Origin of the sequence: Ornithinibacillus jepli (assembly GCF_047228935.1) — a bacterium.
Lineage (GTDB): Bacteria > Bacillota > Bacilli > Bacillales > Amphibacillaceae > Ornithinibacillus.
Genome location: NZ_JBFEGG010000004.1, coordinates 69,919 through 84,546 on the forward strand (window position 1 = coordinate 69,919; position 14,628 = coordinate 84,546).

The following is a 14,628-nucleotide window of genomic DNA, read 5'->3' on the forward strand; positions in this document are numbered from 1 at the left end:
ATTTTCATCTCCACTCTTGACTATATAGTTACTATATACATTAGGATATTTAGTTGTAAACAGATAAAGCATGATGAATATGACTATGAGAAATAAGGTTAGGGAGATTATAAACATGCGAACAAATAAAGTCACCTTATGGTTATTATTATTAAATTTATTTATCGCCTTTTTAGGTATAGGATTAGTTATTCCAGTATTGCCTTCATTAATGAATGAATTGGGGATTACAGGTAAGACAGTTGGCTATCTTACTGCAGCATTTGCGATAGCACAATTAGCAGTATCCCCATTCGCAGGAAAAGCAGTTGATAAATTCGGTAGAAAAATAATGATTGTTATCGGGTTATTTATTTTCGGTTTTTCAGAATTTTTATTTGGTATGGGAAAGGAAATAGAAGTATTATTCGTTTCTCGTATATTAGGTGGAATTAGTGCTGCTTTCATTATGCCGGCTGTAACCGCGTTTATTGTAGATATTACGACAAAAGATACGCGTCCGAAAGCATTAGGGTATATGTCTGCAGCTATTAGTACAGGATTTATCATCGGTCCAGGAATTGGGGGATTTCTTGCTGACTTCGGAATTCGAGTACCATTTTTCTTTGCAGGAGGGCTAGGTACGTTTGCGGCTATACTATCTATAATATTATTAACTGAGCCGAAACGCGTGGAAGAGTTTGAGGAAGAGCAAGAATTTGAACAAAAAGTTGGCTTCAAACGTTTATTTACACCGATGTATTTCATTTCGTTTGTGCTAATTTTTATTACTTCATTTGGTCTAGCAGCTTTCGAATCCTTCTTTAGCTTATTCGTAGATCATAAATTTCAATTTACTCCAACAGATATTGCTATTGTTATTACCGGGGGTGCAATATTCGGGGCAATATCACAAATTGTACTATTTGATAGACTAACTAGGATGTTAGGAGAAATTAGGCTAATTCAATACAGTTTACTGTTATCTGGGGTACTTGTTTACATGATGACGGTTGTCCAATCATATCTTTCCATTTTACTTGTAACCTTTATTGTGTTTGTAGGGTTCGATTTATTCCGTCCAGCAATAACATCATATCTCTCCAATATCGCAGGGAAGGAACAAGGCTTTGTTGGAGGAATGAACTCCATGTTTACTAGCTTAGGGAATATATTTGGTCCAATTGTTGGCGGCTTTTTATTTGATATCGATATTGATTATCCATATTATTTCGCTACTATCATAATGGCAATTGGAATCGTATTATCATTATTTTGGAAACAACCAGAAAAGAGAATAGTTAGTGGGGTTTCGAAATGATGAAAATTATGATAATGTATCTAACCGCTCCGGAATTTACTATGATTTCTGGAGCGGTTATGATTCAATCAGTTATCTTAGATGAAAGAAGTTTCGGGCTAATTAGAACTATTTTTCCTCCAACAACTCCACCTTCACCCGATTTTTCCGACTAGAATCAGAAATTAACCGATGCAATTGCACATAAAGTAATCCATTACTATAAGTAGCTTTTATTTTATCCGAACGAACTGGGAAAGGAAGGGATATTTTCCGTTCAAAAACCCCCTGTAAAATTTCTTCTTTTACTACAGTACCACTACTTTGACCAATATCAATCGTTCCGCGAAGTTCTAATGTAGCATAATCTACGTAGATATCTACTTTCTCCATATTCATTAAACCTGGTATACTCGCAATACATAATAGTTCATTGTCCGTTTGATATAGATTGATTTGGGGAATGGTTGGTTTAAGGATCCCTTCAAACTGATCCCAAAACTGCTCGCCAAAGAAGTGATCCAAATTTCGCTTCCAATCTGACATTTGTTGAAATGGATCCATGACAACACCTCATTTTTTACAGTATGATAGTCATACTATATGCAAATTCTAATAAATGGGTGTATGCCTAATGATAAGAAACTAGGAGGTTATTTGATTGCTTGAAAACGCACTAATGATGGTAGCTATCATTCTGATTATTAATATTATATACGTGTCTATGTTTACGATTCGAATGATTCTAACGTTAAAAGGACGGCGCTATGTTGCGGGTTTTGTTAGTATGTTTGAAATCGTTGTGTATATTTTTGGGTTAGGCCTTGTCTTAGATAACTTAAATGAGATTCAAAATGTAATTGCCTATGCCCTTGGTTATGGAATTGGGGTAGTAGTTGGTTCAATCATTGAAGAAAAGCTTGCCCTCGGTTACATCACGGTGAATGTTATTTCTGGTAATCCAGATTTAAACTTTACTCGAAGACTTAGGGAAAAAGGATATGGGGTAACGAGTTGGTCTGCTTACGGAATGGACGGGGACCGGTTATCTATGCAAATTTTAACCCCAAGAAAGTATGAGCTTAGATTGTATGAAGAAATAAAAACAATTGACCCAAAAGCCTTTATCATATCGTATGAACCGAAGCAAATTCATGGAGGATTCTGGGTGAAGCAAGTTAGAAAAGGACGCTTACTTAATCCGAGGAAAAAACCAGTTACTCAATCAGAAAATGCTACTGGGAATGATGGTGTCTCTGATTCTAAATATGAGTAAAACGTTCAATATAAGAAAGGGATTGTCCGTATTTATACGAAATAACGCATAAAACCGAACATTAATTATTTATATTGAAAAAACGTTCGATTTTTTAATTGACCATCGATAGTATCTTTGTTATGCTAAAAGCGACAAATGAATACGGACCCTCATATATTTCTTGGAATATGGCCTTGAAGTCTCTACCCGGCACCGTAAATGCTGGACTATGAGGGAAGATGAGTCATTGGTATTCAATGATATATTTCGTGACCTTATATTATGGTCTATTCATCTTCTCTCATCCGAGGAGAGGGTGAATAGACCTTTTTCTTGGTATAAAAAAAGGAATCATATCCACTGAAAAGAAAGGGGAAATATAATGGCTTTAGTTGGAGTAATTATGGGAAGTATATCAGATTGGGAAACAATGAAACATACTTGTTCTGTATTAGATGATTTAACTATTAGTTATGAAAAAGATGTGATTAGTGCACATCGAACACCTGATGAGATGTTTATGTATGCGAAAACGGCTCGCGAGCGTGGTCTTAAAGTAATTATTGCTGGCGCAGGTGGTGCTGCGCATTTACCAGGGATGGTGGCTTCACAAACAACGTTACCTGTTATTGGGGTACCCGTTCAAAGCCGAGCACTGAATGGATTAGATTCATTACTTTCCATCGTACAGATGCCAGGAGGAGTACCTACTGCAACAGTTGCAATCGGAAAAGCAGGGGCTACTAATGCAGGAATACTTGCGGCACAGGTTCTAGGTGCTTTTCAGGAAGATATTGCAGAAAGATTAGCAATCTATCGAAAAGAAATGATAGCAAAAGTGGAAGAAATGAGGGAAGACCTTGCAAAGCAATAATGTAATTTTACCACCACAAACTATCGGTATTATTGGTGGCGGACAGCTTGGTCGCATGATGGCCATGGCTGCAAAATACATGGGCTATCGCGTTATCGTATTAGATCCGGCACCAAATTGCCCAACAGCACAAGTAGCAGATGAGCAAATTATCGCTCCATATGATGATTTAGCTGCCATTAAAGAATTAACAGCTAAAAGTGATGTTGTCACGTATGAATTTGAAAATGTGGATTTACAGGCTGCCACTTATATTGAAAAAGAAGGAAAGCTGCCACAAGGAGCTTATGCACTAGAGGTAACACAGAATCGTGAAAAAGAAAAGACGTTAATGAAAGAATTACATTTGCCAGTTCCAGAATTCTTTATTGTTCGTAACGGTGTGGAATGTCAGGAAGCACTAAAGAAGGTATCTTTTCCTGTCGTAATTAAAACGTGTCGTGGTGGATACGATGGCAAAGGACAGTTCAAACTAAACTCAAAAGCGGATATACCAGAAGCTATTCAATTTGCAGAGAAAAATAATCACTGCATTATCGAATCTTGGATTTCCTTTGATAGAGAGATTTCTATTGTATTTACTCGAACAGCTACAGGTATCATAGAGTTTTTCCCAGTTGCGGAAAATGTACATAAGAATCATATTTTGTTTCAAACGACAGCTCCAGCGAATGTCTCTGAAGAAGTTCAGCAAAAAGCACGAAAAGCTGCAACACTACTTGCAAATAAGATGAATGTCGTTGGTACATTCGCTATTGAAATGTTTGTTTCAGGAGAAGAAATCTATTTAAATGAAATGGCACCCCGCCCGCACAATTCCGGGCATTACACCATTGAGGCATGTAATATTTCACAGTTTGCCCAGCATATTCGTGCAATTTGTGGGTTGCCATTAATTCCAGTAAACTTACTCGAGCCTTCTTTGATGATAAATATATTAGGGGAAGATGTAGTACCTACCCTAAGAGCAATGGCAAAAGTAAATCAAGGATTCGTTCATTTATATGGAAAAGACGAAGCGAAAGCAAAGCGGAAAATGGGGCATATTACCTTTATTGGAGAAAACAACATAGAACAGGTTAAACAGTTTGAGGAGGCAAAACAATGATAGGACGTTATACAAGAGAAGAAATGGGATCCATTTGGACGGAAGAAAATAAATTTAAAGCATGGCTTGAGGTTGAAATTTTAGCATGTGAAGCGTGGAGTGAGCTTGGTATTATTCCGAAAGAAGATGTAGTGGAGCTACGTAAAAACGCTTCCTTTGATATAAATCGCATCTACGAAATTGAACAGGAAACAAGACATGATGTTGTCGCATTCACTCGCGCAGTATCCGAAACGTTAGGTGAAGAACGGAAATGGGTCCATTACGGATTAACCTCTACAGATGTTGTCGATACGGCACTTTCTTACCTATTAAAACAAGCAAATGAGATTATCCGTAAAGACTTAACTAATTTCATTGAAATCTTAAAAAACAAAGCTATTGAACATAAGCATACGGTTATGATGGGAAGAACTCATGGTGTTCATGCAGAGCCGACGACATTTGGACTGAAGCTTGCTCTTTGGTATGAGGAAATGAAACGTAATCTAGAGCGTTTTGAGCTAGCGGCAAAAAATATAGAGTTCGGTAAGCTTTCAGGAGCAGTTGGTACATATGCGAATATCGATCCATTTGTTGAACAATATGTTTGTGAAAAGTTAGGACTATCTCCAGATCCAGTATCAACGCAAACGTTGCAACGTGATCGTCACGCTGCATACATTTCAACGTTAGCACTTATCGCAACTTCAGTTGAAAAGTTTGCAACCGAAATTCGTGGGCTACAAAAAACAGAAACTCGTGAAGTAGAAGAGTTTTTCGCAAAAGGTCAAAAAGGATCTTCAGCAATGCCACATAAACGTAACCCAATTGGCTCTGAAAATATGACCGGAATGGCGCGAGTGATACGTGGTTACATGGTAACGGCATATGAAAATGTCTCCCTTTGGCATGAACGTGATATCTCACACTCTTCAGCAGAACGCGTTATATTACCAGATGCAACAATTGCACTGAACTATATGTTAAATCGTTTCAGCAATATCGTGAAAAACTTAACGGTATTCCCGGAAAACATGAAGCGTAACATTGATAAGACTCATGGCGTTATTTTTTCACAACGAGTGCTACTTGCACTAATTGAAAAAGGAATGAGCCGTGAGGAAGCATATGACATCGTACAACCAAAAGCGATGGAAGCTTGGGAAACAGAAGTTCATTTCCGAGAGCTAGTGAAAAAGGAAGACCGCATTACGACTTTACTAAGTGAAGAAGAGATAGAGGATTGCTTTGATTATACGTACCATTTAAAAAATGTTGATGTGATCTTTGAACGCATCGGCCTAAATTGAGGTGAACGTCATGAAGGCAGAGCTATTATATGAGGGGAAGGCGAAGAAGGTTTATCGCTCCTCCACGGATTCGGAAAAGCTAGTGTTATCTTATAAAAATGATGCAACAGCTTTTAATGGTAAGAAGAAGGAAAACTTTCCAGGAAAAGGGAGATTAAACAATGTTATATCTTCCTTAATCTTCCCTTATTTACATGAAAGAGGCATCAAGAGTCATTTTGTTAAACGGTTGAATGAAACGGAGCAGCTCGTAATGGAAACAAACATTATTCCATTAGAAGTAGTTGTTCGTAACTTGGCAACAGGAAGTATTACAAAGCGTTTAGGGTTCGAGGAGAAAACTCCTTTTATTCCTAGCCTTGTAGAACTTTATTATAAAAATGATACACTCGATGATCCAATCATTAATGATGAGCACGCTCTGCTTTTAACGGACGTAACCCATAAAGAATTACGTGAAATAAAAGCACAAGCACTAGAAATCAATACAGTTTTAAAAGAATTCTTCCAATCTATTCATTTAAAATTAGTAGACTTTAAATTAGAATTTGGTCGTCTTCCCAATGGAAGTATCGTCTTATCCGATGAGATTTCACCAGATACATGTAGACTGTGGGATTTAGAGACAGACGCCAAGATGGATAAAGATGTTTTTCGTCAAGGTACAGGTGATTTAATTACGGTTTATGAACAAATTTTACAGCGACTGGAGCGAAGAGTATGAGAAACGTAACGGTGTATATTACATTGAAGCAAGGTGTACTTGATCCACAAGGTAAAGCAATTCAAGAATCTTTAAATTCGCTTGGGTTTAACGAAGTGGCAGAAGCTCGTGTTGGGAAATATATCAAGATGCAAGTTGAAGATGGACCGAACTTGGAAGCGCGTGTAAAAGAAATGTGCGATAAGCTTCTTGCTAATCCTGTAATCGAGGATTATCAGTTCAACGTGGAGGAGGCTGTACACTCGTGAAATTCGCTGTAATCGTTTTTCCAGGTTCTAACTGTGACCGTGATATGTACCATGCGGTAAAGGATGTACTAGGTGCGGAAGCGGATTTAGTTTGGTATCAAACTAGTAATTTAGAAAATTATGATGGGATTCTACTTCCTGGTGGCTTTTCGTACGGTGACTATCTTCGTTCCGGCGCAGTCGCTGCTACATCGGATGTTATGAATCAAGTGAGAGAGCAAGCTGCTAAAGGAAAGCCTGTACTTGGAGTTTGTAATGGATTTCAAATATTAACCGAGTCTAGGCTTCTTCCGGGAGCTTTAATGCGGAACAAAGGTCTATCCTTTATGTGCCACCAAGAGGAACTAATTGTAGAAAATAACGAGACAATGTTTACAAGTGGCTATGAAAAGGGAGAAGTTGTTCGCTTTCCAATAGCTCATGGAGAGGGAAACTATTTCTGTGATTCGGATACGCTTAAAGATTTAAAAGAAAATAATCAAATCGTATTTACTTATAAAAACAATCCTAATGGTTCGGTAGAGAATATAGCTGGAATCATTAATAAAGATGGAAATGTGTTAGGCATGATGCCGCATCCTGAGCGTGCAGTGGAAGCACTTCTAGGTAGTGATGATGGGTTAAAGCTGTTCCAATCAATCGTGAAAAAATGGAGGGAGTCCTATTATGTTACAAACGCATGAAATCAGCCCAGAGCAAATTGAACGTGAAAAATTATACCAAGAAATAGGACTCAGCAGTTCAGAATTTGAAATGGTTAAAACTATTTTAGGACGTCTTCCAAACTTTACGGAAACTGGAATCTTCTCGGTGATGTGGTCAGAGCATTGTAGCTATAAGACTTCAAAGCCATTACTTAAGAAATTCCCTACGAAAGCACCTCATGTACTGCAAGGTCCAGGTGAAGGTGCGGGGATTATCGATATTGGCGACAATCAAGCTGTTGTATTTAAAATGGAAAGTCATAACCATCCGTCAGCAGTTGAACCTTATCAAGGTGCGGCAACTGGGGTTGGTGGAATTATCCGTGATGTCTTTTCGATGGGTGCTCGTCCGATTGCATTAATGAACTCGCTTAGGTTCGGTAATTTAAAAACGGATCGTGTGAAATATTTATTTTCTGAAGTCGTAAGTGGTATTGCTGGTTATGGGAACTGTGTAGGGATACCAACTGTTGGTGGCGAAGTACAATTCGATGATTCCTATGAGGATAATCCATTAGTCAATGCGATGTGCATCGGCTTAATTAATCATGATGAAATTCAAAAAGGGATTGCAGCAGGGATTGGTAATACCGTTCTTTATGCTGGTGCACCTACTGGCCGTGATGGTATTCATGGGGCAACGTTTGCTTCTGATGATTTAGCAGAGGATGCGGCTAAAGATCGTCCAGCAGTACAAGTAGGCGATCCTTTTATGGAAAAATTACTAATCGAAGCTTGTTTAGAAGTCATTCAGTCTGATGCACTTGTTGGAATGCAAGATATGGGTGCAGCTGGATTAACTTCATCTGCAAGTGAAATGGCTAGTAAAGCGGGAACAGGAATGGAAATGGATTTAGATCTAGTTCCACAACGTGAGCAAAATATGACTGCTTATGAATTAATGCTTTCTGAATCACAGGAGCGAATGCTTTTAGTTGTGAAAAAGGGAAGAGAGCAAGAGATTATAGATGTGTTTACACGCTATGGCCTTAACGCTGTAGCAGTAGGTCACGTTATTGAGGAAAAAGTATTTCGTATTAAGCAACATGGTGAAGTGCAGGCAGAAATTCCCGTTGATGCATTAGCGGAGGAGGCACCTGTCTATTATTTACCAGCTCAAGAGGCATCGTATTACCAAGAATTTCAGAAGATTGGGAATAAAATACCGACTGTTGAGGACTGCGGTGCAGTTTTAAAACAATTACTACAGCAACCAACAATCGCTAGTAAAGAGTGGGTCTATGATCAGTATGATTCTATGGTACAAACGAATACCGTCACAGGCCCGGGTTCAGATGCAGCAGTAGTCCGAATTAAGGGAACGAATAAGTCTCTTGCTATTACAACGGATTGTAATTCACGTTATATCTATTTAGATCCAGAAACAGGTGGAAAGATTGCGGTAGCAGAAGCTGCACGAAACATAATTTGCTCCGGTGCAAGACCTCTTGGCTTAACGGACGGATTAAACTATGGTAATCCAACTAATCCAGAAGTTTTTTGGCAAATGGAGAAAAGTGTAGAAGGTATGAGTGCAGCTTGTGAAGTGCTAGGAACTCCTGTTATTAGCGGAAACGTGTCTTTATATAACCAATCAAAAGCAAAAGCAATATTCCCTACGCCAATTGTTGGTATGGTTGGTTTACACGAGTCACTTGAGCATATTACTCCGAGCTTTTTCCAACATACTGGTGATGTTATCTATGTTATTGGCGAAAGTAGACAAGAATTCGGTGGAAGTGAACTGCAAAATTTATTACAAGGAATATATGAAGGGAAAGCTCCTGAGATAGACCTTGACGTGGAAGCAAAACGTCAGGCTAAAGTTTTAGAAGCTATTCAAAACGGATTAGTCGTTTCAGCTCATGATCTTGCAGAGGGTGGATTAGGTGTGGCCCTTGCAGAATGTCTATTTTATGATACGTCATTAGGTGCTGATGTTCAGGTATCTGGAAATGCGGTAGTGGAATTATTCAGCGAAACCCAATCTCGTTTTCTAGTAAGTGTAAAACCAGAAATGAAAGAAGCTTTTGAAAAAGTGGTGGAAGATGCTGTAGAAATTGGTCTAGTAACAGCTGACGGTCAATTAACCATTAGAAGTAATGAAGGCGAAATACTATCGGAAAATGTTGAGGAAATGCACCGACTTTGGAAAGGAGCAATCCCATGCTTGCTGAAATAAGAGGCTTGAATGAAGAATGTGGTGTCTTTGGAATTTGGGGACATGAGAAAGCAGCAGAATTAACTTACTATGGTCTTCATGCCTTGCAACACCGAGGTCAGGAAGGTGCTGGTGTCGTCACTTCGAATGGGCTTGAGCTAAAGCTTCATAAAGGGCAAGGATTAGTAAATGATGTATTTAAGCGAGTGGACTTTTCCAAGCTAAATGGGCGTGCAGCAATTGGACACGTACGTTATGCAACACAAGGAGAAAGAACGATTGATAATGTTCAACCATTACTTTTTAGGTCGCAATCAGGAAGTATGGCACTTGCTCATAATGGGAACATCATGAACGCTTACGAGCTTCGTGGGGAGTTAGAAGCGGCAGGTAGCATTTTACAGACATCCTCGGACACAGAAGTACTAGCGCATTTGTTAAAGCGAAATGGTTATATGGATTCGCTAGATGGGTTAAAGGATGCCTTGCGTCAACTGGTTGGAGCGTATGCATTTATTCTCTTAATGGAAGATAGAATGCATATAGCCTTAGATCCTAAAGGGTTACGCCCTTTATCGATAGGTAGATTAGGAGATGCGTATGTAGTAGCTTCGGAGACTTCTGCATTTGATATTATCGGTGCCACTTACGAGAGAGACGTTATACCAGGTGAGTTAATTACAATTTCGAATGAGGGATTAGAGTCAACGCGCTTTGCAGTGCAGGAGAAACGTGCCTTATGTGCGATGGAATATGTTTATTTTTCTCGACCAGATAGTAATTTAAATGAGGTAAATGTCCATGCGTCCCGTAAGCGAATGGGGATTGAACTTGCTAAGGAAGCACCTGTTGAGGCAGATATTGTAACAGGTGTACCGGATTCCAGTATTTCAGCAGCAATTGGTTACGCTGAGCAAAGTGGGATTCCATATGAAATGGGTTTAATTAAAAATCGTTATACAGGAAGAACGTTCATTCAACCTTCACAAGAGCTTCGTGAACAAGGGGTAAAAATGAAGCTTTCCCCTGTACGTGCCATAGTTGAGGGGAAACGTGTCATTATGATCGATGATTCCATCGTTCGTGGAACGACTTGTAAACGAATCGTCCGTATGTTGAAGGAAGCAGGAGCGAAGGAAGTCCACGTTCGAATCGCTTCACCTTCTATTACCAATCCGTGTTATTACGGAATCGATATGTCTACGAAAGAGGAATTAATTGCAGCTAATTATTCGATTGAAAAAATTAGTGAAATGATTGGCGCAGATAGTTTAGCTTATTTATCTAGTGATGGTTTGGAAAGAGCAATCGTTTCAGATGATTCGATAAACCAAGGGGTTTGTATGGCGTGTATGACCGGTAATTACCCGGTAACGAAAAAAGGTCAATTGGAAATTTCCTATACGAAATGCTAAGGAGCGTGTCATAGTGTCAAATGTATATAAGGCAGCAGGTGTCGATGTAGAAGCAGGATACGTGGCAGTAGAACGAATGAAAAAGCATATTGCCAAAACGACAAGACCAGAAGTACTTGGCGGAATTGGTGCTTTTGCCGGATTGTTTGAACTAACATCATTCCAATATAAAGAGCCTGTATTAGTTTCTGGAACAGATGGTGTAGGAACGAAGCTGAAACTTGCTTTTGAGTTAGATAAACATGACACAGTTGGTATCGACTTAGTTGCCATGTGTGTAAATGATATCGTTGCGCAGGGTGCAAAGAGCCTATTCTTCCTTGATTACATTGCTTGTGGCAAAAATGATCCAGCTCGAATTGAGCAGATTGTTTCCGGAATTGCAGAGGGCTGCGTGAGTGCTGGAGCAGCTTTAATTGGTGGAGAAACGGCAGAAATGCCAGGTATGTACGGGGAAAATGAATATGATTTAGCTGGATTTGTCGTTGGTATTGCTGATAAGTCGGCGCTTGTTACTGGGGAATCGATACAAGCAGGTGATGTTGTCATTGGGCTACCTTCTAGTGGTATTCACTCTAATGGCTATTCATTAGTGCGCAAACTGGTTGAAGGATTGGATTTGCGTGGGACTCCAGCTGGACTATCCAAGCCACTTGGCGAGTGGTTGATGGAGCCGACGAAGATTTATGCGAAACCAGTAAATCGACTGTTGCGTGATGTATCGGTAAAAGGAATCTCTCACATTACCGGTGGAGGTTTCTATGAAAATATTCCAAGGATCCTACCGGCTGGATTAGGTGTTGATTTAGTTGTTGGAAGCTGGGAGATACTAGAGATTTTTACATTCCTTCAAGAAAATGGCGAGATGACAATGGAGGACATGTTTGGAGTATTCAATATGGGAATTGGTATGGCCATTGTTGTTTCCCAAGAAGATGTAGACCGTGCTTTAAATCTGTTAGCAGATTCTGGAGAAAATGCATCAGTTATCGGGCAAGTAGTGGCAAATGAGGGAGTACATTTCCGTTATGAGTAAAGTAAAAGCAGCAGTGTTTGCCTCAGGAACTGGAAGCAACTTTGAAGCGATAATGAAAAGTGAAAACTTAGCTTGTGAAATTGTCCTTCTAGTTTGTGACAAACCGGGTGCTAAAGTGATTGAAAAGGCGGAGCAATTTGGTGTACAAACGTTTGTTTTAAATCCTAAGGACTTTAGTTCTAAAACGGAGTATGAAGCAGAGGTATTGCAAGCTGTTCGTAGTCATGATGTGGAATGGATCTTTTTAGCAGGATATATGCGGTTAGTAGGTAAGTCACTATTAGAAGCATACGAAGGGAAAATGTTAAATATCCATCCATCGCTTTTACCAGCTTTCCCTGGTAAAGACGCTATTGGTCAAGCATTTCAAGCAGGTGCGAACGTTACAGGAGTTACCGTTCATTATATTGATGAGGGGATGGATACAGGTCCAATTATTGCACAAGAAAAAGTGCCTGTGTTCCCTGGGGATACAGAAACTTCCTTGAAAGCCCGAATACAGGCAGTGGAGCATGTGTTGTATCCGCGGGTGATTAATGAGGTAGTGTGTTTGAGTGAATTCAATACGGTGGATTAATAACTTTATCCTTTGAAGATGCTCCCAAGCAGGTGCAGATGAGCCCGGAAAACGTGAAGATGCTCCCAAGCAGGAACAGATGAGCCCGGAAAACGTGAAGATGCTCCCAAGCAGGAACAGATGAGCCCGATAGACGTGATGATGCTCCCAAGTAGGAACAGATGCGCCCGAAAAACGTGAAGATGCTCCCAAGCAGGAACAGATGAGCCCGAAAAACGTGAAGATGCTCCCAACCAAAAACAGATGAGCCTGAAAAGTGTGAAGATGCTCCCAAGCAGGAGCAAGATGAGCCCGAAAAACGCGAGGATGCTCCCAAACTGAAAAGAGATGAGCCCGAAAAGCGGGAGCATGAACCCCGAACCGAGAAAATATCAAAAGAGTTTCAATACCTGAAATAAGCTAGGAGTGTAACTATGAAAAAACGTGCATTAATTAGTGTTTCTGATAAACAGAATATCGTTGAATTTGCCCAAGGTTTAGTAGAACTAGATTATGAGATTGTTTCTACAGGTGGTACGTTAAAGGCATTACAGAATGCTAGTATTCCAGCTGTCTCCATTGATCAAGTAACTGGATTTCCGGAAATTTTAGATGGTCGTTTAAAGACACTTCACCCTAAGGTACATGGGGGATTACTAGGGAAGCGTTCGAATCCTAATCATCTGGAGCAAATGGAAGCTAATGAAATAGGGCCAATCGATATTGTAGTTGTTAATCTTTATCCATTCAAACAAACGCTTGTTTCAGAAGGGGTTACGAGAGAGGATATTATCGAAAATATTGATATTGGTGGACCTACTATGTTACGCTCTGCTGCTAAGAATTTTGAGGATGTCATCGTTGTAGTCGACCCTGGAGATTATAACGCTATTCTAGAAGGATTAAAAACAACCACGATTAATCTAGATTTCCGTCAAAAGCTTGCTGCAAAAGTGTTCCGTCATACGGCAAACTATGATGCAATTATAGCAAACTACTTTTTATCACAAACAGGTGAGAAGTTCCCTGAGACTTATACTGTTACATATGAAAAAGTTCAGACCTTAAGATATGGAGAGAACCCACATCAAGAAGCTGCGTTTTACAAAAATCCAGTCCAAAATGGCATGAGTCTTGCTACGGCTAAGCAGTTACATGGTAAAGAGCTTTCTTACAACAATATCCAAGACGCCAATGCAGCGGTAGAGATATTAGCGGAATATGACCTGCCAACAGCTGTTGCGGTGAAGCATATGAATCCTTGTGGAGTTGGAATGGGTGAATCGATTGCGGATGCTTTTCAGCTAGCATTTGATGCTGACGCTGTTTCCATTTTCGGCGGTATTGTTGCTTTAAATAGAGAGGTAGATTCCGATACCGCAGAAAAATTAAGTGAGATTTTTCTTGAAATCGTGATTGCACCGAGCTTTTCCGAAAAAGCGCTGGAAATCTTAACTCGCAAAAAGAATATTCGTCTGTTAACAATGGAAATGGCACAGAAAGATGAGAGCTTTAAGTTAACAACAGTTGATGGCGGAGTACTAATTCAAACGAAAGATATTGCTAGTGTTAGTAAAGGTGACCTAGAAGTTGTGACGGAAAGAGCTCCATCAGAAGAAGAACTTGAAAATCTTTTATTTGCTTGGAAGGCTGTGAAACACGTGAAGTCCAATGCGATTGTGTTAGCAAAAAATAACCAAACCATTGGTGTTGGAGCAGGACAGATGAATCGTGTCGGGGCTGCTCGAATTGCGATTGAGCAAGCTGGTGATAAAGTAGTTGGTTCAGTACTTGCATCGGATGCCTTTTTCCCAATGCCTGATACGGTGGAAGAAGCGATCAAAGCAGGAGTAACGGCAATTATTCAGCCTGGTGGATCGAAGGGTGACCAAGATTCGATTGATGTATGTAACGAGCATGGAATAGCCATGGTTTATACACGTATGCGTCATTTCAAACATTAATGAGGGGGC

14 protein-coding genes and 1 riboswitch are annotated in these 14,628 nt (G+C 39.7%); of the genes, 13 read left to right on the forward strand and 1 reads right to left on the reverse strand.

The features are described from left to right. Window positions 1-115: 115 nt before the first annotated feature. Complete coding sequence (norA, locus tag AB1K81_RS14815; RefSeq protein WP_412977447.1) at window positions 116-1,300, forward strand: multidrug efflux MFS transporter NorA; 1,185 nt, start codon at window positions 116-118, stop codon at window positions 1,298-1,300. 108 nt (window positions 1,301-1,408) lie between these two features. Here the strand turns inward: norA and AB1K81_RS14820 are convergent, their stop codons facing one another. Continuing rightward, entirely contained in the window at window positions 1,409-1,843 is a 435-nt protein-coding gene (locus AB1K81_RS14820; RefSeq protein ID WP_412977448.1) for an Hsp20/alpha crystallin family protein, read from the reverse strand. Window positions 1,844-1,940: 97 nt separating this feature from the next. On the opposite strand from AB1K81_RS14820, the gene AB1K81_RS14825 reads away from it, so the two are divergent. The 12 genes from AB1K81_RS14825 (at window position 1,941) to purH (ending at window position 14,619) form a co-directional block, all read left to right on the forward strand. Beyond that, a complete protein-coding gene (locus AB1K81_RS14825) occupies window positions 1,941-2,555 on the forward strand; it encodes a DUF2179 domain-containing protein (protein WP_412977449.1) in 615 nt (204 codons plus the stop codon). Window positions 2,556-2,687: 132 nt separating this feature from the next. Then, window positions 2,688-2,787: riboswitch (purine riboswitch) on the forward strand. A gap of 132 nt (window positions 2,788-2,919) precedes the next feature. Further along, complete coding sequence (gene purE, locus AB1K81_RS14830) at window positions 2,920-3,411, forward strand: 5-(carboxyamino)imidazole ribonucleotide mutase (protein ID WP_412977450.1); 492 nt, start codon at window positions 2,920-2,922, stop codon at window positions 3,409-3,411. Beyond that, window positions 3,398-4,519, forward strand: a complete 1,122-nt coding sequence (gene purK, locus AB1K81_RS14835) for a 5-(carboxyamino)imidazole ribonucleotide synthase (protein WP_412977452.1) — start codon at window positions 3,398-3,400, stop codon at window positions 4,517-4,519. Before purE ends, purK begins: the two co-directional genes overlap by 14 nt. After that, complete coding sequence (gene purB / locus AB1K81_RS14840) at window positions 4,516-5,811, forward strand: adenylosuccinate lyase (protein ID WP_412977453.1); 1,296 nt, start codon at window positions 4,516-4,518, stop codon at window positions 5,809-5,811. The genes purK and purB overlap by 4 nt, the downstream gene beginning before the upstream one ends. A gap of 10 nt (window positions 5,812-5,821) precedes the next feature. After that, window positions 5,822-6,535 carry a phosphoribosylaminoimidazolesuccinocarboxamide synthase gene (gene purC, locus AB1K81_RS14845; protein WP_412977454.1) on the forward strand — a complete coding sequence of 238 codons (714 nt, stop codon included), beginning with the start codon at window positions 5,822-5,824 and terminating at the stop codon, window positions 6,533-6,535. After that, a complete protein-coding gene (gene purS, locus AB1K81_RS14850; protein WP_412977455.1) occupies window positions 6,532-6,783 on the forward strand; it encodes a phosphoribosylformylglycinamidine synthase subunit PurS in 252 nt (83 codons plus the stop codon). Before purC ends, purS begins: the two co-directional genes overlap by 4 nt. After that, window positions 6,780-7,466: a phosphoribosylformylglycinamidine synthase subunit PurQ gene (purQ, locus tag AB1K81_RS14855; protein ID WP_412977456.1), complete on the forward strand. Its 687-nt coding sequence runs from the start codon at window positions 6,780-6,782 to the stop codon at window positions 7,464-7,466. The genes purS and purQ overlap by 4 nt, the downstream gene beginning before the upstream one ends. Further along, the gene (gene purL / locus AB1K81_RS14860; protein WP_412977457.1) at window positions 7,450-9,669 is read left to right on the forward strand and encodes a phosphoribosylformylglycinamidine synthase subunit PurL; all 2,220 of its coding nucleotides are present in this window, start codon (window positions 7,450-7,452) and stop codon (window positions 9,667-9,669) included. The genes purQ and purL overlap by 17 nt, the downstream gene beginning before the upstream one ends. Then, a complete protein-coding gene (gene purF, locus AB1K81_RS14865) occupies window positions 9,654-11,063 on the forward strand; it encodes an amidophosphoribosyltransferase (protein WP_412977458.1) in 1,410 nt (469 codons plus the stop codon). The genes purL and purF overlap by 16 nt, the downstream gene beginning before the upstream one ends. 13 nt (window positions 11,064-11,076) lie before the next feature. Beyond that, window positions 11,077-12,099 carry a phosphoribosylformylglycinamidine cyclo-ligase gene (purM, locus tag AB1K81_RS14870; protein WP_412977459.1) on the forward strand — a complete coding sequence of 341 codons (1,023 nt, stop codon included), beginning with the start codon at window positions 11,077-11,079 and terminating at the stop codon, window positions 12,097-12,099. Next, window positions 12,092-12,676, forward strand: coding sequence for a phosphoribosylglycinamide formyltransferase (purN, locus tag AB1K81_RS14875; protein WP_412977460.1), 585 nt, complete (start codon window positions 12,092-12,094; stop codon window positions 12,674-12,676). Before purM ends, purN begins: the two co-directional genes overlap by 8 nt. A 413-nt stretch (window positions 12,677-13,089) precedes the next feature. After that, window positions 13,090-14,619 carry a bifunctional phosphoribosylaminoimidazolecarboxamide formyltransferase/IMP cyclohydrolase gene (purH, locus tag AB1K81_RS14880; RefSeq protein ID WP_412977461.1) on the forward strand — a complete coding sequence of 510 codons (1,530 nt, stop codon included), beginning with the start codon at window positions 13,090-13,092 and terminating at the stop codon, window positions 14,617-14,619. Window positions 14,620-14,628: the final 9 nt, after the last annotated feature.

Coding starts and splice junctions, on each gene's coding strand:
- norA (WP_412977447.1), top strand. CDS start 116: ATGCGAACAAATAAAGTCACCTTATGGTTATTATTATTAAATTTATTT.
- AB1K81_RS14820 (WP_412977448.1), bottom strand. CDS start 1,843: ATGGATCCATTTCAACAAATGTCAGATTGGAAGCGAAATTTGGATCAC.
- purE (WP_412977450.1), top strand. CDS start 2,920: ATGGCTTTAGTTGGAGTAATTATGGGAAGTATATCAGATTGGGAAACA.
- purB (WP_412977453.1), top strand. CDS start 4,516: ATGATAGGACGTTATACAAGAGAAGAAATGGGATCCATTTGGACGGAA.
- purC (WP_412977454.1), top strand. CDS start 5,822: ATGAAGGCAGAGCTATTATATGAGGGGAAGGCGAAGAAGGTTTATCGC.
- purS (WP_412977455.1), top strand. CDS start 6,532: ATGAGAAACGTAACGGTGTATATTACATTGAAGCAAGGTGTACTTGAT.
- purL (WP_412977457.1), top strand. CDS start 7,450: ATGTTACAAACGCATGAAATCAGCCCAGAGCAAATTGAACGTGAAAAA.
- purF (WP_412977458.1), top strand. CDS start 9,654: ATGCTTGCTGAAATAAGAGGCTTGAATGAAGAATGTGGTGTCTTTGGA.
- purN (WP_412977460.1), top strand. CDS start 12,092: ATGAGTAAAGTAAAAGCAGCAGTGTTTGCCTCAGGAACTGGAAGCAAC.
- purH (WP_412977461.1), top strand. CDS start 13,090: ATGAAAAAACGTGCATTAATTAGTGTTTCTGATAAACAGAATATCGTT.